The 18,696-nt window shown below is 32.0% G+C and carries 13 protein-coding genes and 11 tRNA genes; all 24 read right to left on the bottom strand.

Annotation, left to right across the window (positions count from 1 at the left end):
* Positions 1 to 342: 342 nt before the first annotated feature.
* The gene (gene murD / locus KTC94_RS12300) at positions 343 to 1,719 is read right to left on the bottom strand and encodes a UDP-N-acetylmuramoyl-L-alanine--D-glutamate ligase (protein WP_220319859.1); all 1,377 of its coding nucleotides are present in this window, start codon (positions 1,717 to 1,719) and stop codon (positions 343 to 345) included.
* A 180-nt stretch (positions 1,720 to 1,899) separates the two neighbouring features.
* Positions 1,900 to 3,291: a glycine--tRNA ligase gene (locus tag KTC94_RS12295; protein ID WP_216304370.1), complete on the bottom strand. Its 1,392-nt coding sequence runs from the start codon at positions 3,289 to 3,291 to the stop codon at positions 1,900 to 1,902.
* Positions 3,292 to 3,695: 404 nt separating this feature from the next.
* Positions 3,696 to 3,770, bottom strand: a tRNA-Asn gene (locus tag KTC94_RS12290).
* Positions 3,771 to 3,928: 158 nt separating this feature from the next.
* A complete protein-coding gene (lysS, locus tag KTC94_RS12285) occupies positions 3,929 to 5,458 on the bottom strand; it encodes a lysine--tRNA ligase (RefSeq protein WP_216304368.1) in 1,530 nt (509 codons plus the stop codon).
* A 153-nt stretch (positions 5,459 to 5,611) separates the two neighbouring features.
* Positions 5,612 to 6,094, bottom strand: coding sequence for a transcription elongation factor GreA (gene greA / locus KTC94_RS12280; protein WP_216304367.1), 483 nt, complete (start codon positions 6,092 to 6,094; stop codon positions 5,612 to 5,614).
* Positions 6,095 to 6,368: 274 nt separating this feature from the next.
* Complete coding sequence (locus tag KTC94_RS12275) at positions 6,369 to 7,187, bottom strand: hypothetical protein (RefSeq protein ID WP_216304366.1); 819 nt, start codon at positions 7,185 to 7,187, stop codon at positions 6,369 to 6,371.
* Positions 7,188 to 7,264: 77 nt separating this feature from the next.
* A complete protein-coding gene (dusB, locus tag KTC94_RS12270) occupies positions 7,265 to 8,242 on the bottom strand; it encodes a tRNA dihydrouridine synthase DusB (RefSeq protein ID WP_216304365.1) in 978 nt (325 codons plus the stop codon).
* Positions 8,243 to 8,250: 8 nt separating this feature from the next.
* The gene (locus tag KTC94_RS12265) at positions 8,251 to 9,030 is read right to left on the bottom strand and encodes a type III pantothenate kinase (protein WP_216304364.1); all 780 of its coding nucleotides are present in this window, start codon (positions 9,028 to 9,030) and stop codon (positions 8,251 to 8,253) included.
* A gap of 415 nt (positions 9,031 to 9,445) precedes the next feature.
* Positions 9,446 to 11,281, bottom strand: a complete 1,836-nt coding sequence (ftsH, locus tag KTC94_RS12260; protein WP_165412323.1) for an ATP-dependent zinc metalloprotease FtsH — start codon at positions 11,279 to 11,281, stop codon at positions 9,446 to 9,448.
* 88 nt (positions 11,282 to 11,369) lie between these two features.
* A complete protein-coding gene (gene hpt, locus KTC94_RS12255) occupies positions 11,370 to 11,906 on the bottom strand; it encodes a hypoxanthine phosphoribosyltransferase (protein ID WP_165412324.1) in 537 nt (178 codons plus the stop codon).
* A 2-nt stretch (positions 11,907 to 11,908) separates the two neighbouring features.
* A complete protein-coding gene (tilS, locus tag KTC94_RS12250; protein ID WP_309137230.1) occupies positions 11,909 to 13,303 on the bottom strand; it encodes a tRNA lysidine(34) synthetase TilS in 1,395 nt (464 codons plus the stop codon).
* 399 nt (positions 13,304 to 13,702) lie between these two features.
* On the bottom strand, positions 13,703 to 16,093 hold the full coding sequence (spoIIE, locus tag KTC94_RS12245) for a stage II sporulation protein E (RefSeq protein ID WP_220319893.1): 2,391 nt from the start codon (positions 16,091 to 16,093) through the stop codon (positions 13,703 to 13,705).
* 321 nt (positions 16,094 to 16,414) lie between these two features.
* A tRNA-Met gene (locus tag KTC94_RS12240) sits at positions 16,415 to 16,491 on the bottom strand.
* Between the two features lie 5 nt (positions 16,492 to 16,496).
* Positions 16,497 to 16,572, bottom strand: a tRNA-Met gene (locus KTC94_RS12235).
* 5 nt (positions 16,573 to 16,577) lie between these two features.
* Positions 16,578 to 16,666: transfer RNA gene (locus tag KTC94_RS12230), tRNA-Leu, on the bottom strand.
* A 68-nt stretch (positions 16,667 to 16,734) separates the two neighbouring features.
* Positions 16,735 to 16,810: transfer RNA gene (locus KTC94_RS12225), tRNA-Met, on the bottom strand.
* 5 nt (positions 16,811 to 16,815) lie between these two features.
* Positions 16,816 to 16,904 (bottom strand) — tRNA-Leu (locus KTC94_RS12220).
* An 83-nt stretch (positions 16,905 to 16,987) separates the two neighbouring features.
* Positions 16,988 to 17,063, bottom strand: a tRNA-Met gene (locus KTC94_RS12215).
* A gap of 105 nt (positions 17,064 to 17,168) precedes the next feature.
* A tRNA-Met gene (locus KTC94_RS12210) sits at positions 17,169 to 17,244 on the bottom strand.
* Between the two features lie 212 nt (positions 17,245 to 17,456).
* Positions 17,457 to 17,533 (bottom strand) — tRNA-Met (locus KTC94_RS12205).
* A gap of 5 nt (positions 17,534 to 17,538) precedes the next feature.
* Positions 17,539 to 17,614 (bottom strand) — tRNA-Met (locus KTC94_RS12200).
* A gap of 5 nt (positions 17,615 to 17,619) precedes the next feature.
* A tRNA-Leu gene (locus tag KTC94_RS12195) sits at positions 17,620 to 17,708 on the bottom strand.
* Positions 17,709 to 17,850: 142 nt separating this feature from the next.
* A complete protein-coding gene (locus KTC94_RS12190) occupies positions 17,851 to 18,264 on the bottom strand; it encodes a S1 domain-containing RNA-binding protein (protein WP_165412325.1) in 414 nt (137 codons plus the stop codon).
* Between the two features lie 80 nt (positions 18,265 to 18,344).
* Positions 18,345 to 18,617 carry a septum formation initiator family protein gene (locus KTC94_RS12185; RefSeq protein WP_165412326.1) on the bottom strand — a complete coding sequence of 91 codons (273 nt, stop codon included), beginning with the start codon at positions 18,615 to 18,617 and terminating at the stop codon, positions 18,345 to 18,347.
* Positions 18,618 to 18,696 lie beyond the last annotated feature (79 nt).

Raw genomic sequence — 18,696 nt, 5'->3', positions numbered from 1 at the left:
ATTATAATTCTTTTTTTCATCATTGTCAACTACTTTAAAAAATATTTGATAATGAATTTTTCTTTCATCACTGTGCACTTAAAGTTAATTTATAACTGTATGTTCCAGCGACAATTAATATAATATCATATGTATAACTCACCATTTGTTTATAATCCTCTATTATATCAATCTATTTCCATATATATGTTTATATATACCATATAATCCGTTTTGCTCATAATGATACGCTTGGAACATTTGTTACGCATTTAGCACCTATAGCCTATAAAAATAAAAACCCCAGTAAAAATAATCTTTTTTACCAGAGCTCCTATTTAATGAACATGAAAATGTCTTTTATTATAATGTCATTACTATTTCCTTATATTTATTACCTCTTACTTCAAAATTTTGAAACATATCAAAACTTGCACATGCCGGTGACAACGTCACTATATCACCAGGTTTAGCAACTAATTTAGCTGTAAAAATTGCTTCATTAAAATTTTCAGCAAGTATAATCTGTAAAGGTATTTTATTTTCTTTAGACATACGCTCAAAAACTTCTTTTATTTTATATTTAGTGTCCCCTACTAATATTAGTGTTTTAATATTTGTGTAGCCTTCTTCTGCTAAAGGTTCAAAAGGTATTTTTTTATCATATCCTCCTGCAATTAGTATAACAGGCTTTCCAAAAGCTTTGAGACTTGCTATAGTTCTAGTTGGCGTAGATGCTATTGAATCATTGTAATATTTAACTCCATCTACTTCCCTCACGAATTCGCCCCTATGAGGTACCCCCATAAAAGTGGTAGCCACTTCTCTCATGCTCGCAACTGTTGCTTCATCTTGAGTTGCACAAAAGGCAGTTAATAGGTTTTGCACATTATGCATCCCTTTTAGCTTTACTTCCTCAAGATTACACACTACCTTGTTCATAATGAATAATTTATCATTTTGAAAATATGCACCATCTTCTAGTTTCTCGCACACACTAAAATACTTAACTTTTCCCTTAACCTCTTTTCTTAATTCATAAGTTAACGCGTTATCCTTATTTAATACAATCAGATCACCGTCACGTTGATATTTAAACACATTTTTCTTTGCATTTATATATTCCTCCATATCCTTATGAATATCTAGATGATTCACACTCAGATTTGTTACTACTGCTACATCTGTAGAAACCGTCATAGTCATAAGCTGAAAGCTCGACAATTCCAATACTACTTTATCCTCTTTGGTTATTTCTTCAATATTTGCGAACAGTGGTGTACCAATATTGCCTCCAACCCAAGTTTTATATCCTTCTTTTTTTAATATATTATATATTATTGTAGTTGTAGTTGTTTTTCCATCACTACCAGTTACGCCGTAAATTTTAGCCGGGCAATATTTTATGAACTCTTCCATTTCGGAAGTTATATATGTTCCTTCTTTTTTTGCTTTCAAAAGAGCAGGGTTATCTACTCTCATAGATGGTGTTTTAAAAATAACATCAAACCCCGTTAGATCATCTAAGTAATCTTCCCCTAATACCAGCTTCACGCCCTCTTCTTCGAAATCTATTGCTACCTGTCCCAGTAAACTATAAGTTTTTTTATCAAAAGCTGTAACAACCGCCTTAAGCTTCACTAGAAAATGTATTAAAGGAATATTGCTAACTCCTATACCTACAACTCCAACTTTTTTTCCTTTTATAAATTCCTTAAATTCATTGAAATCCTTTTTCATATAACCCTCCATGTAATCTCCATATACTTTATATTATATTATTTATTTTACAAATTTATTTTATAATTTTTTAGATTTATTCTATAAAAAAACAACGCATAGTATAACCACAGCCTACTCAAGCCTCATTATATACTACACGCCATTCTCTAAACCAAACTAACTATTCCAATTTAAAATTTAAAATTGTAGTTTTTCTTCTATAAACTTTTCTAAATCATCTATACTTACCCTTATTTGATCCATTGTGTCTCTGTCTCTAATTGTTACAGTATTATCTTCTAACGTATCAAAATCTACGGTTATGCAGTATGGAGTTCCTATTTCGTCTTCTCTTCTATACCTTTTTCCTATACTTCCGGTTTCATCGTAGTCTACGTTAAATTTTTTACCTAGCATAGCAAAAACTTCGAGCGATTTCTCTGATAATTTTTTACTTAAAGGTAGAATAGCCGCCTTAAATGGTGCAAGTGCTGGATGTAAATGAAGCACTGTTCTTACGTCTCCGCCTTCAAGTTCTTCTTCATCATATGCATTAACTAAGAATGCAAGAACAACTCTATCTGCACCCAGAGAAGGTTCTATACAATATGGTACATATTTTTCATTAGTAATAGGATCTAGATAACTTAAATCATTCCCTGAATGTTCCATATGCTTCTTTAAGTCATAATCAGTTCTATCGGCAACGCCCCATAATTCTCCCCATCCAAAAGGGAACAAGAATTCTATGTCACAAGTAGCATTACTATAGAAAGATAATTCCTCTTCTCCATGGTCTCTAAATCTTAAATTTTCCTTTTCCATTCCCAAATTATATAAGAAATTAGCACAATACTCTTTCCAATATGCAAACCATTCTAAATCTGTACCTGGTTTACAGAAAAATTCCAATTCCATTTGCTCAAATTCCCTAGTTCTAAAAATAAAGTTCCCTGGTGTTATTTCATTTCTGAAAGCCTTTCCTACTTGGCCTATTCCAAATGGAACTTTTTTTCTTGAAGCTCTTTGAACATTTTTAAAGTTTACAAAGATACCCTGAGCCGTTTCTGGTCTTAAATATATCTCTGATTTTCCATCTTCTGTTATCCCCTGGGAAGTCTTAAACATTAAATTAAATTTTCTAATATCAGTAAAGTCTTTCTTTCCACATTTAGGACATACTATTTCATTTTTTGCTATATATTCTTTTAACTCTTCATTTGACCATCCATCAGCACTAGCTACTTCTACTCCCTGATTCGTCATATGGTCTTCCACTAACTTATCCGCTCTAAATCTAGCTTTGCAATCTTTGCAATCCATTAGTGGATCTGAAAATCCTCCAACGTGACCCGTCGCAACCCATACTTCTGGGTTCATAAGTATAGCGCAGTCAACACCTACATTATATGGACTTTCTTGAACAAATTTTTTCCACCAAGCTTTTTTAACATTGTTTTTAAATTCAACTCCCAGAGGACCATAATCCCACGAATTAGCGAGCCCTCCATATATATCGGATCCCGGGAATACGAACCCTCTGTTTTTGCATAACGCAACTATTTTATCCATACTTTTTTCAAATGTCATATTAATCCCTCCTATTTTTTTATAATCTAATGATATCTCGTTTTATATACTTCTCAATGGTCATTACAAATATATTAATATTACATCTTGTATTCTTTCCTATTTGCCCTAAATATAACCAATTCAATCCATCACACCCGCATAAAGGCATGCTCTTTTATTTTACGTACAAAAAAAAAGACTATACCCCAAGGGACGAAAATTATTTCCGCGGTTCCACCCTTATTGGCACATGCCCTACTTTAAGTTCTATACACTCAAAAGTTCCTTTCACAATAATACTTTGATTGTTTACACCAGCCACAACCTCTCTTATGAAGTACTACTACTACTCTTCTTTATCACAGTGAATTATTTTATTATACATTAGATTTCTTATAATATTGAGTTCCAAAAATAAAAAATGGCTCCGCGAAAAGGATTTGAACCTTCAACCTATCGGTTAACAGCCGAGTGCTCCACCGTTGAGCTATCGCGGATTATTATTGCTTACAACAACATTATAACATATACTATTAAAAATTCAATAGTTTTTTCTTTTTTATTTAAATTTCATGATTTTAAGCACTGATGATTACGCTTAAGAAGTAAAAAGGATATTTTAGATTAACTAAAATACCCCTTTGATTTTTTTAAACTACTGGATTGGTTTCATTGTAGGGAATAGGATAACATCTCTTATTGAATAAGAATCCGTTAAGAACATTACCATTCTATCAATTCCTATACCCAGTCCTCCTGTTGGTGGCATTCCTGTTTCTAATGCACTCATAAATTCTTCATCTATTAAATAAGCCTCATCATCACCCAGTTCTCTTTCTTTTGCTTGTTGCATAAATCTCTCTCTCTGAACTACTGGATCATTTAACTCTGAGTATGCATTACACACTTCTCTTCCAAACACAAAGCCTTCAAATCTCTCTGTAAACTCTTCATTCCCTCTCTTCTTCTTTGTAAGAGGTGATATTTCTACAGGGTAATCACATAAGAATGTTGGTTGAATTAGTTTCTCTTCCACATATACTTCAAATAATTCATTTAATATATCTGCTTTTGAGCAATTTTCTAATTCTTTTTTAAATTGTAAATGCTTTTCTTTAGCTATAACCCTAGCTTCTTCATTAGTAGCTATTTTATCAAAGTCCACACCTGAATATTCTCTTACTGCATCTACCATAGTAATTCTTCTCCATGGTGGTGTAAAATCTATCTCAGTTCCTTGATAATTTACTTTCATAGTTCCATGAACCTTTTCACAAACGTAAGCTATCATATTTTCCGTAATTTCCATCATATCATTATAATCTGCATAAGCTTCATATAATTCTATCATTGTAAACTCTGGATTATGTCTTATATCTGTTCCTTCGTTTCTAAAGTTTTTACCCATGTCATATACCTTTTCAAAACCAGCAACAATAAGTCTTTTTAAATATAGCTCTGTTGCAATTCTAAGATACATCTCAATATCAAGCGCATTATGATGAGTACTAAATGGTCTTGCTGCGGCTCCTCCTGCTACTGTGGATAAAATCGGAGTTTCAACTTCTAAAAATCCTTTGTTATCTAAGTATTCTCGGATATATTTAATTATTGATATTCTCTTCATAAACGTATCTCTTACTTGTGGGTTCATTATTATATCTACTTCTCTTTGTCTAAATCTTAAATCAGGATCTTTTAATCCGTGCCATTTTTCTGGAAGTGGTTTTAGAGCCTTCGCTACAAGCTGAAAATCTACTATATGTAGTGATATCTCACCAGTTTTTGTAACAAAAGGTGTACCAGTTATGCTTACAAAATCTCCTATGTCAAAACTTTTATATTCTTTTAATTTTTCTTCGCCTACATCATCTATTTTTATGTATAGTTGTATTTTACCATATCTATCATGAATATCAGAAAAACCTGCCTTACCATGAACTCTTTTAGACATGAGTCTACCTGCTACAATAACCTGAGCGCCTTCTAATTTCTCAAAATTTTCTTTAACTTCTTGTGATGTATGAGTTCTTTCAACTTTGTACACATCAAATGGATCTTTGCCTTCTTCTTTTAAAGCAGATAATTTTCGTCGTCTTATGGTTACCTGTTCATTATATTTAGATTCAAGTTCATGCAAGTTTTTCTCTTCGCTTTTTTCTTCATTGTTTTTTTCGTTCGACATTAATATCCCTCCTGTTTTTCCCAGGTCAGAAAATAATTACTAATCATTTATTCTGCCATATTTCTTCTATGTATATATTTCTTTAGGGCACCTACCAATTATAAATTGTTAAGTACCCCTATGTTCTATAAAAATTAAATAATTTTTAAACAATTACCCACGTCGCACTTCCAATACTTCATACCTACCAACACCATCTGGAACTGCAACTTCTATAATTGCTCCTGATTTCTTACCAACGAGTGCACATCCAACTGGTGATTCATTCGATATTTTATTTATCATTGGATCTGCTTCTGCTGAACCCACTATATAAAATTCAACTTCTTCATCAAACTCATAATCCTTAACCTTAACTATAGATCCTATACTTACTACATCTATTTCAATATCGTTTTCATCTATAACACTTGCATTTCTAAGCATATTTTCCAATTGTATTATTCTACCTTCAACAAATGCTTGTTCATTTTTAGCTTCATCGTACTCTGAGTTTTCGGTTAAGTCCCCATACCCAAGTGCTACCTTTATTTTTTCAGTAATATCTTTTCTCTTGACAGTCTTAAGAAATTCTAATTCTCCCTCTAATTTCGTAATTCCCTCATAGGTCATTACATATTGTTTTGGTACGCTCATTTATTTCTCCCCTTTTTAATTTTTATTAAATAAATTAGTAAACATCCATAAAATTCACTATCAACTAACAATACCCTAGCATATTACACCCCAACTACAATACTGTTTTCCTCGAAATATAGTAATTTCATATAATTTATATAATATAAGACTATTAGTTCAAATTGATAAATTATCGATTCTAAGATTTATTCTTAGAATAACAATACATGTAACCATTTAGCCATTATAAATCAGAGCGTTACTATTGTCAATATGTTACGAGCAAAATAGTCTAATATATTACATTATTGTTGAATTTTATTTTTTTAAGATATATACCATTATACTTAAGAGCTTTTTCAATGTCACTTTCTTGCATTTGACATAATATCGATCCTAAAAGTTCGATAGAAAAATCTCCTTTAAAAGTTTTCCAAGGCACATTATAACTTACATCATTTACAGCTATAATATTTTTTGGCGTGCTTATACTATTATCTAAGAACCAGACTAATTTCCCATCACCGAATTCATAGTCTTTAGATGAAACAATAAAATCGGCTATTTTAACAGCATATAGTTCATCATCTGTAACAATAGGAGATACACCAAAATTAGCGATAATATAATCTGCAAGCTTTCTAGCTTTTACCAAATCAGGCGATAAAAATACAATATACTTGCAATGCTTTGCTAATTCCACAATAATATTATAGTTTATTATTTCTACAGCATCATATATAACAATGCAGCAATTTTTCAAACTTTTGTTTCTCATTCTAATCATAAGTTGTATACTTTTTATAACACTAAAAGCTAAGAATCGCTTTTGAAATTCATTAAAATAATTATAATCCATAGGCCTCAGTGTTTTTGGCGATAATTGCACTTCATTACATTTACATATTTTTTTAGCATAAGTTAAATTGTTTAAATATGCTTTTCTATTAAAATTAGGTGGCATCCTTACACTCGTAACTTTAATATCTAATTCTTTAATGTATTCATTACTTATTACTTTCATCTTTAGTTTATCTTTAATTTTACTTAAAAATCCAAATTCATTATATAAATTATCTATATTTGAAGTTATACATAAAATTGGCTTCATACATCTGCACCTTATACATTAATGTACTATTATCTTATTCAGTGTTAATTATATAAATTCCCGTTTTAATTTTTAAATTATGCTTCTATGGTTTTCAAATAATTTTTATAAACCAAAAGTACCTGCTTTACCTCATCATAAGTATTTTTAGTATTAATTTCATTCTTAATCTCAGCACAGTTGTTAAGCCCTTTGATATACCAGGCTGTATGTTTCCTCATTTCTCTAACAGCCTTAATTTCTTCATAATATTTTACAGCTAAATTTAAATGCCTTATACACATATCTATTTTTTCTTCAGGAGTAGGGTATATAACTTTTTCTCCGTTTATTGCCTGCTTAATCTCTCTAAAAATCCATGGGTTACCCCTAGACCCTCTTGCAATCATTATAGCATCACAATTAGTGATTTCCTTTATTTTGACAGCATCCTCTACGGAAAATATGTCCCCATTACCTATTACCGGCACTTTAACATTTTCTTTTACAGCCCTTATAATATCCCAATCAGCCTTGCCTTCATACATTTGTTCGCGAGTCCTGCCATGCACTGCAATAGCATCTATCCCCGCATCCTCCATATATTTAGCAAATTCTACAGCATTAACATTATTTGAATCAAATCCCTTTCTAAACTTCACTGTCACAGGCTTTGTTGAAACCTTTTTCATTTCTTTTATTATTTGCGCTGCTAGTTTAGGATTCTTCATCAAAGCTGATCCCTCTCCATTTTTCACTATTTTATGAACAGGGCACCCCATATTTACATCAACCATACATATATCGCTTCTTGCATTGAAAATTTCACAGGAACTAGCCATAATCTTAGGATCATTACCAAATATCTGAACGGCTACAGGTTTCTCTTGACCCGAAATTCGCATAAGAGATTCTGTATTGTCACTTCCATAATATAACCCTTTAGCACTTACCATTTCAGTATATAGTAGACCACACCCTAATTCTTTGCACAACCCTCTAAAAGCAATATCTGTAATTCCTGCCATAGGGGCTAAAAAAACATCGTTTTCAAAGTTAATATTTGATATTTTCATTAAATCACCTATTCCCTATTCTTCTCATAAATCATTCTAAGGCCTTCTAAGGTTAAATTCGGATGAAACTCATCGATAGCAGAAGACTCTTTGGTTATTAGTTTTGAAAGTCCACCTGTGGCTACTACAAAAGGCTCTTCTTCTCCCATACTAATCATTTCACTTTTCATTTTATTAACAATATAATCTACTTGACCAATATATCCATATATTATTCCAGACTGCATGCTTTCAACAGTATTTTTACATATAACTGTTTCTGGTTTTACAAGCTCCACCCGAGGTAGCTTTGCCGCTCTCTCAAATAGTGCTTCAGAAGCTATTTTAATACCAGGACATATAGTTCCACCTAAGTAATTAGCCTCTTTGCTTATAGCACAGAAGGTTGTAGCTGTACCAAAATCTATTAGTATTAATGATCTTTTATAAATTTCATGAGCTGAAACAGCATTAACAATTCTATCCGCACCTACTTCTTTAGGATTATCATATTTTACATTTATTCCAGTCTTAATCCCCGGGCCTACTACCATTGGTTTCAAATCGAAATATTTTCTTATCATATGTTCTAGTGAATACATACTATTGGGAACAACCGAGGAAATTATTACGCCTTTAATATGTTCTGTTCTTATGTTTCGCTGATTAAATAATTGCATTGCTTGAATTCCGTACTCGTCAGCGGTTTTTTTTGCATCAGTTGATATTCTCCACTCTACAATTAACTCCTTTTCCTTAAAAACTCCTAAAACAGTATTAGTATTTCCAACATCTAAAACTAAAATCACTTTATACACCACCTATATAATTTAAAACAACTTGCAAGTCGTTTTATATTTTTGCCATTATAAAAACACAAAATAATGTATCCAATATTATAAATATTAATTTCAACCGTTCCTAATTTAACAATATAATTTTAACAATTTGAACAAATTTGTCAAGTTAAATCTTTATAAGAAGTTTTGTTTAATTAAATCATCTCCTAGGTCGCTGCAATATTAACGGTTACAGTGAAAGTTACACCTATAAAGCTAATTCTATATATTATACCACAATCCTCATCAAATGTTGGTATATAATTACAGTAAGTTTCTTAGTAAATCGCACTAATATAAAGTTTCTGTTAGAATGGACTCTCTTTACTGGTTAAATGATATAAAAAAAGACATACAGCTAACTCACTGTATGTCTTTTACCAAGTTAAATCTTTGTTAAATCAATCTCACCTGAATCTGTTTTAGCCATTATAGCCTCAAAATCCACGCCTTCGAGTTTTTCTTTTAACAACAGTTCTTGAGCCACTGCATGAAGTTTACTTGCATTTTCAGCAAGAATTTTTTCAGCTTTTCCATAAGCTTCATCAATAAGCATCTTAACTTCTGAATCTATTTTATTAGCTATTTCTTCACTAAAGTTTCTACTTTTGCCTAAATCTCTTCCAAGGAATACTTCATTATGATCATTACCAAAAGATATTGGTCCGAGTTCATCACTCATACCATATTCCATAACCATCTTTCTTGCAATAGCCGATGCTCTATCAATATCATTCTTAGCACCTGTGCTAATATCTTTTAATACTAATTTTTCAGCAACTCTACCGCCTAATAACCCGACCATTTCATCTTTAAGTTTTAGTTTTGAAGTATAAGCAGTATCCTCTTCAGGTAGATGCATTGTGTACCCACCTGCCATTCCTCTTGGTATAATACTTATTTGATGAATTGGATCAGATAATGGAGAATATTTCATTACTACAGCATGCCCTGCTTCATGATATGCTGTTAATTTTCTATCTTTTTCACTGATAACTTTACTCTTCTTTTCCGGTCCAGCAATAACTCTAGTTACTGCTTCATCAAGCTCTTTCATTTCTATAACTGTTTTTTTATTTCTAACTGTAAGCAGTGCAGCTTCGTTCATTAAATTCTCAAGGTCTGCACCAGTGAACCCAGGTGTCCTTTTAGCTAATACATCAAGTTTTACTTCTTCTGCTAAATGTTTACCTTTGGAATGTACCTTTAGAATTTCTTCTCTTCCTTTAACATCAGGCGCACCCACTAATATATGTCTATCAAATCTGCCTGGTCTCAAAAGAGCAGGATCAAGTATGTCTGGTCTATTTGTTGCGGCTATCATAATTATGCCTTCATTTACACCAAATCCATCCATCTCAACTAATAGCTGATTTAGAGTTTGCTCTCTTTCATCATGACCACCGCCAACGCCAGCTCCTCTTTGTCTACCTACTGCATCAATTTCATCAATAAATATTATACAAGGAGCACTTTTTTTCGCTTGTTCAAATAAATCTCTTACTCTTGAAGCTCCAACACCTACAAACATCTCTACAAATTCCGAACCTGATATACTATAGAATGGAACTCCTGCTTCTCCTGATACTGCTCTCGCAAGTAACGTCTTACCTGTACCCGGTGGTCCTATAAGAAGAATACCTTTAGGAATTCTTGCACCTGCTTCTAGGTATCTTTTAGGTTGTTTTAAGAAATCTACAACTTCTGCAAGTTCTTCCTTTTCTTCATCTTCACCAGCTACATCATCAAATGTAACTTTCTTCTTATCTGGCGTTGCTATTTTGGCTCTACTTTTACCAAAATTCATTACACCTCTATTACCGCCACCGCCGCCACCTTGCGATTGCTGCATATACATAAACCAAAAGGCCACTAACATTAAAATTATAAGGAGTGTTGGCAAGACATTTAACCACATTGGCATACTAGCTGGCTTTAAGTATGTTTCTGTAACGCTTGCATTTGGGTTTTGGTCCATAACTTGAAGCAATCTCGTCAATGGGACTATAGTTTCATATCGTGTTCCGTTCTTTAGTTCTCCTGATACTGTTTTATCTTCTTTTACCTGAACAGTTTTAATATCCTTTTTAATCCAATATTCTTGGAATTTATTAACGCTGATTTGACTAACATCTTTGCTACTATCAAGTACGGTTAGTGCTGCATAAATCACAAGTACAAACACTACGATCCAGATTGATGCACTAGAAATTTTCTTCATTAGAAACCCCCCTCTCTTTTTATTCACTTTAAAATTTTATCACATTAAAAAGCAGTTGACAATAATATATATATTATTTTATACACATTTACTTATAAATTTCTTCCTTAAGTATTCCTATAAATGGTAAATTTCTATATTTCTCTGCATAGTCCAGGCCAAATCCTACAAGGAAGTAATCTGGTACATCGTAACCTAAATATTTAACATCTATATTAGCCGTTCTTCTTTCTGGTTTATTCAGTAAGCATATAATTTCTAAACTATTAGGTTTCCTTGCAGATAGTAACTTCATTAGATATTTAAGTGTAACTCCAGAATCTATAATATCCTCTACTATCAATACATCCTTTCCCTCAATTTCAAAATCTAAATCCTTTAAGATCTTTACAACTCCTGAAGTTTTAGTGGAATTCCCATAGCTTGTAACTGCCATAAAATCCATTTTACATGGAATTGTAATTTGCTTTACTAAATCTGACATAAATATGACTGATCCTTTTAAAATACCAATGAGTATAAGCTCTTTGCCTAAATAATCCTTACTTATTCTTGCGCCCATTTGCCTAATTTTATCTCTTAATTGATCTTCGCTGTATACTACCTCTTTAATATCATTGTTCATTCTTATTCCTCTCTTCCAATTCTAATCTGCAATATATTTTTAGTATCCTTTGTAACCTTGAATTTTTCGCTAACCCTATATCCAACTACCCAACCTATATCATCGCCAAAACATATTAACGGTATTGCATTTCTTTGGGCTTTAGGTATTTTTAAATCTATAAACAAATCCTTTATCTTTTTACTACCCTTCATACCTAGTGGAATGAATCTATCCCCATCTTTTCTATACCTAAATATTATTGGTTTCTTAATTTTATCATAGTCAAAATACTTAATACAATCATTTTCTTTAAATTCTGTAAATTGTAGCTTAGGATTAACATCAATTTTTACTACTTTATTTAAAGAATGAATAAAGTTTTCCTGATTTATATTTAGAGAGTACTGATTGTTATTAGCTTCAGTAGCTTTTACACAAATATATATATGTATATTCCCATAACAGTTTTCAACTATTATATTCTGAGGTAGCATTATACTTTTACCTGTTTCATGTCTTTGAAGTTCTATAATACTATATATATGAACTTTTTCAAAATTATATAAATTATGATTCACCGCAAGCAAAGCACTCCTAATAATCCTACTTAAAATTGCTTCATGCTCCGCAAAAGCCGCCTTATTTATTATAACCCTTTGCTGACCTATCTCACAATGTTTTTTATACTCTTTTTCAGAAATATTTTCCAAATAATCATTGTCTTTTTTTACAATATCTGATAATCGGTTTAATGTTTTAATTATATCTTTATTAAAATTTTGTTCCATATATGGAATCAATTCTAATCTTACCTTATTTCTCGCATAAATATTTTCTAAATTTGATTTATCTATTCTTGGATTGATATTATTATTTAAACAATATTTCTCTATTTTTTTTCTACTAAGACGAAGTATGGGTCTTACATATATTTTGTCGCGAACAGGTCTTATTCCTACTATTCCCTCGATACCCGTTCCTCTCATTATCCTCATTAAAATAGTTTCAGCTTGATCATTAGCATTATGTGCCAAAGCGACTTTATTAGCATTTAATTTAACCATAAGTTGCTCAAAAAATTCATATCTAGCTTCTCGTCCTGCCATTTCACAAGATAAATTCTTTTCCTTTGAAATTCTATGTACATCCACTTTTTCACTATAAAAATCTATATTCAAACTCTCACAAATTTCTTTTGCATATTCCTGATCTTTATCAGACTCATCTCCTCTAAGACAATGGTTTAGATGTGCACCAATAAGTGTAATCCCAAGTTCTTCCTTAAAGTTGTTTAAAATATAGAGCAAACACGTGGAGTCAGGTCCACCAGAAAATGCAACTATAACCTTATCTCCCTTATCAAACATTGAATTCTCTTTTATAAAGTCCATAACTGTTTCTGACAAAATTTTCACTTCCCAAATTTATTTTTAAAATGTTTTCTGTTTTTTGCAGGTTTATATTTTTTTAATACCATATCACTATATCATATTACTATATCATTTAGTAATATATATTTTCCATTTTTTTAGACACACCTTTAAATCATCTCTTGGGTCGCTGCAATATTAACGACTTAGAAGGAGATTTAAACTCCCACCGAAGTTTTCAATTTGTTAGGGCATGTAACTCCCACTTATAGAAATGAGAGACTTTCCTTCTGAAATGCCGTTAAAAATGGGAAAAATGAAGAATGTAAAAGAGGTTCTTACCCCCATAAATACTTTCTCCATTTTTTAATCTCTTTTATTATATATTCCCTGATTTTTCTCTCAATTTACAGGGCATTAAAATATTTCTTTTATAAAATACATTTAGTATAGACTATATATCTTTGAAACAAGAACTGTCATATCATCTTTTACTCTATTGCCACTTAATTTTTTTGCTTCTGAGAGCAACCCTTCAGCTAAATCCTTGGGATTGTTGCAATTGTTTTTACCTAAATAATCAACTACCCAATCCACCCTCCCTACATTTTCATCATTGTAATCTAATACCCCATCACTAAGCATAACCATAATATCTCCATTTTTTAATTCCATTTGCTGTATATCTATATCTGCTTTATCTAAAACACCGATAGGAAGAGATTTTGATTTTATAATTTCTAAACTTTCACCTGATTTTAGAAAAGTTGCAACTGCCCCCACTTTTAAGAAATCAATTTCCCCAGTGTATAAGTCTATGCTGCTTAAATCTATAGTTGAAAATTTTTCTTCTTCGGAAAATCTCAATGTCATTATTGAATTCACAGTGTTTATAGCCGTAATTTTACTAAAACCTGCTGATGTAAACTTTTCTATTAATTCAACCGCAGCCTCGCTCTCTCTACCCGCTTGGGGTCCCGATCCCATGCCATCACTAATAACTGACATATAACTTCCATCAGGAAGCTTACCAAAGCTATAGCTATCTCCATTGGACTTTTCACCATCTTTACACTGCCTAGCCACATTAGATACCACATGAAACTTAGGTGTTTCTTCAATAGTTACCTTACATATATTGGTCTTCGGATTTATATTACACCCTTCATCACTAACACACATGCACTTGCCTGTGACCCCATTTATAATCGGCAATAAATCCTTTACACACATTTGCCTTCCACTGCAAGCGTTAAGTGACAATTTAATACTCAATCGTCCGAGCTTATCATTCAAACACATAAGATCATTGTGCTTAACTCTATTTTTATCTAAGGCTCTACATATAAGTTTTTCCATAGAAGTATCTATTTGAATTTCAGAATTAAAATCTTCAACAATTTCTCCTACAGAACCCGCCATATTACTAATCTGATTTGCTAAAAGCTCTCTGCCTTCACTAAGCCTCGTTCTCCACATTTCATTTATAATGTGCTTATTAACAATATCTTCTGTATTTTTAAGTATGGCGGTTCTCTTTATACATTTTCTTTCAATTTCTTCCGGTACGCTATTATTCTTCCTCTCAAAATTTTGAATTAATTCTTCAAATGCTGCATATGTATAATGTAATTCCCTTTTCCAACACATAGACTTCATATTACAATTACTACACACCCTGTCCGCAAGATTTTCAACCAACGCGCTGCTTTTACCTTTCATCGCCAATTTTTCATTATCCACTAAGTTATTTAATATATCTGACATATTAGAAAGTACATCTGAAAAATTATTTAGCCTTCCTACAAATGTATCTTTAATTTTATTTATATACCCCTGTTCTACATTTTGCTTTTTTTTATCGGAATTAAATTCTGTGGATAATTCGCTATAAACTTTTTGTGGTATTAGCAAAAATATTACAGCAGCTACAAAAGCTTCAAATATCATAAAATCAGATCCCGTAATACAATATATTTTTATTATTGAAAAAGCCACTAAATAAGATGTTGCACTTAATATCTTTCCAGTTTCTTTAAAAACACCCGTTATTAAGCCACAAACACCATACATTCCTATAAACACAATCATATTTTCAGAAGACATTCCTACAATAATACCCATGGCAATTCCTGATGCAGCACCAGCTCCACTTCCGTTAATGTAAGCTATTATTATAACAAATGCCAGGCCTAAAATATTCGTAATTGATATGGCAAATATACTTAGTCCCCAAGTACCTGCTATAATTAAAGAGCTTATAATTGACATACTTATTATTTCTTCATTCGAAAATATATGTTTTGTTTTAATCTCCTTAAAGCATAAAAGACTATAGTCCAGAATAAAATATAATGGGAAGATACATAAAACTAGAAAAAATGAATTTAAAAAAGCCATTAACCCACTTACCCGGGTTATGAAGAAATTATAGGTAAACAACTCAAATATAATAATAGCAAACATGCTAGCTAAAACTTTAGTTTTTGATTTTATTTTATTGAAAACATGACTCAAAAAAGCAATTGTAACTATTACTATTAAATATGATGGTATATTCTTTGCACTACCATTTAAAGTAATATAACCTAAAAATGTACCACTGGCTGTAATTATTGAAATTCTATGATTATTTACAAATATTGTAGCTATTAAGAAAGCTATGCCAAATGGGGCAGTGTTATTAAGAAGCAAGACCCTACTTATTAATAAGCTTATAACAAAATAAACAATTCCTGTAATAATTAAATTAGTATTTAATGCATTTTTCTTTTTTACTTCATCTTTTATCTTTCTAAGTCTTTCATATGGAAATATATCAATCCCGTATTGCATATTAAAAATCACCCACCCTTTAATCATTAGGACTCCATTATAGCAACGTCTCTTGGAAATAAATGTCATAAGATGGGGCGCTCATATATTTTTTATGAGACAATAATTTGTATATTTTTTACATTAGATTTTTACAATTCCCTATAATATAAAAAAACCTACCATATTAATATAGTAGGTTTTAAAATATTAAATGAAGCATGTCACTTCATGGCATTGTATATTCGAGAAATTTATACTTATATGTTTTTGCACATTATAGTTTAAGTTTTATAGTTTTCCAGCAAATAAAAAATAACTCACAATATAAATTGTGAGTTATGGTAGCGGAAATAGGACTTGAACCTACGACCCTTCGGGTATGAACCGAATGCTCTAGCCAGCTGAGCTATTCCGCCATAGTTGGTTGCGGGAGTAGGACTTGAACCTACGACCTTCGGGTTATGAGCCCGACGAGCTACCAACTGCTCCATCCCGCGATATTTGGTGCTGAAGACCGGAATCGAACCGGTACGGTGTTTAACCACCGCAGGATTTTAAGTCCTGTGCGTCTGCCAGTTCCGCCACTCCAGCTTACTTACTTGTAGTATACTTGTTATGAAGTTTTATTTTACTTACGTTCTAAATAATCTAAAACTTATTGGTTGCGGGAGTAGGACTTGAACCTACGACCTTTGGGTTATGAGCCCAACGAGCTACCAACTGCTCCATCCCGCGATATTTGGTGCTGAAGACCGGAATCGAACCGGTACGGTGTTTAACCACCGCAGGATTTTAAGTCCTGTGCGTCTGCCAGTTCCGCCACTCCAGCTTACTTACTTGCAGTATACTTGCTTTTAACTTACCTATTATGAAATCTTATTTAACTTACGTATTAAGTAATTTAAAACTTATTGGTTGCGGGAGTAGGACTTGAACCTACGACCTTTGGGTTATGAGCCCAACGAGCTACCAACTGCTCCATCCCGCGATATTGTATTTAAGAATAAATTTGAATTAATACGGCACTTGTTTGCTTTTAGCTAATTATATTTAGAATCTTATTTAACTGAAATAATGAGTGATTTAAACTTATTGGTTGCGGGAGTAGGACTTGAACCTACGACCTTCGGGTTATGAGCCCGACGAGCTACCAACTGCTCCATCCCGCGATATTAATGCTAAAGCCTAAACTTTAATTGATACAATATTTAATTATCATATTATTTTAAGCTCTATGTGTCTATTTATTTTTTCATACCAGCTTACTATTACTGTTAAATAAGTTTCTTAAAATCATTTTAATGTTATACTAATTTGCTACATATGTCAATAGTTTTTTATAAAAAACATATTATGTTTTTAAACTCATCATATGCCAAAGTGGTAGCGGAAATAGGACTTGAACCTACGACCCTTCGGGTATGAACCGAATGCTCTAGCCAGCTGAGCTATTCCGCCATAGTTGGTTGCGGGAGTAGGACTTGAACCTACGACCTTCGGGTTATGAGCCCGACGAGCTACCAACTGCTCCATCCCGCGATATTTGGTGCTGAAGACCGGAATCGAACCGGTACGGTGTTTAACCACCGCAGGATTTTAAGTCCTGTGCGTCTGCCAGTTCCGCCACTCCAGCTTACTTACTTGCAGTATACTTACTTGTAGCTTAGAAAATGCTACCTCTTGGCAACATGTTTTATTATATATGATGTATAAACCGTTGTCAATAACTTTTTTTTGTTAAAATAGGAACTAAATACTTAGTTCCTACAGATTTACTAATAGCTTGAAGTTTTTTTACTATAACCTCTTCCTTTTCCTTCTTGATGTTTTTTAACATCTTGAAATCTTTCTTCACTATCTTTTAGAAATTTAGTCATTATATCTTCAAATCCACTTGCATTTGCTTTGCTTTTTTCCTTTTCCCAATCTATTTCCATAGGTTTAATAGATTTTTTAGGCGCTCCAGCTTGTTTTATTGATAAACTGATTTTCCCATTATCATCTACAGAGATTACTTTAACTTTTACTATATCATTTTCTTTTAGATGATCATTAACATTTTTAACGAATGTATCTGAAACCTCAGATATATGCACTAATCCTGTCTTACCCTCCACTTCTACAAACGCACCAAAATTGGTGATATTTACTACTTTACCTTCTACAATACTTCCAGCCATTAAGGTCATATTAAAAATACTCCTCCTTAAAAATTATGTTTTTATTTTATATATTAATTTAATAATAAGCGTAACAATAATTATAGCATTTAGTTTTTATTATCCATAACAGGAGTTTCACCTTCTTTAACAAGACCTAATATTTCTCTTGCTAATTTTTCTATATATTTGTCAGTTTTAGATAACTCTACTTCATCCTGTAATACTTTTTTTTGTTCTTTTTTCTTTTGTAATTCAACATTATACTTTTGCAGCTCTTTCTTTTGTCTGCTCATAATTGATTGTTGCTGAATTAAAAGATAACATACATACATCATAGCAAAAACTAATACGGCACTTTTAATACTAAATTTTTTTTTCATATCCCATACCCTTTTCCTTTCAATGGAATGAGTATTGTTTACGCTTCATAAACCTATTCTAATTTGTATTCCACATTTC

The sequence above is a fragment of the Clostridium sp. CM028 genome, from assembly GCF_030585565.1.
In the GTDB taxonomy this organism is placed as follows: Bacteria; Bacillota; Clostridia; order Clostridiales; family Clostridiaceae; genus Clostridium_AD; species Clostridium_AD estertheticum_B.
The sequence above is the reverse complement of the archived record's forward strand: the minus strand, read 5'-3'. Positions and strand labels throughout refer to the sequence as shown.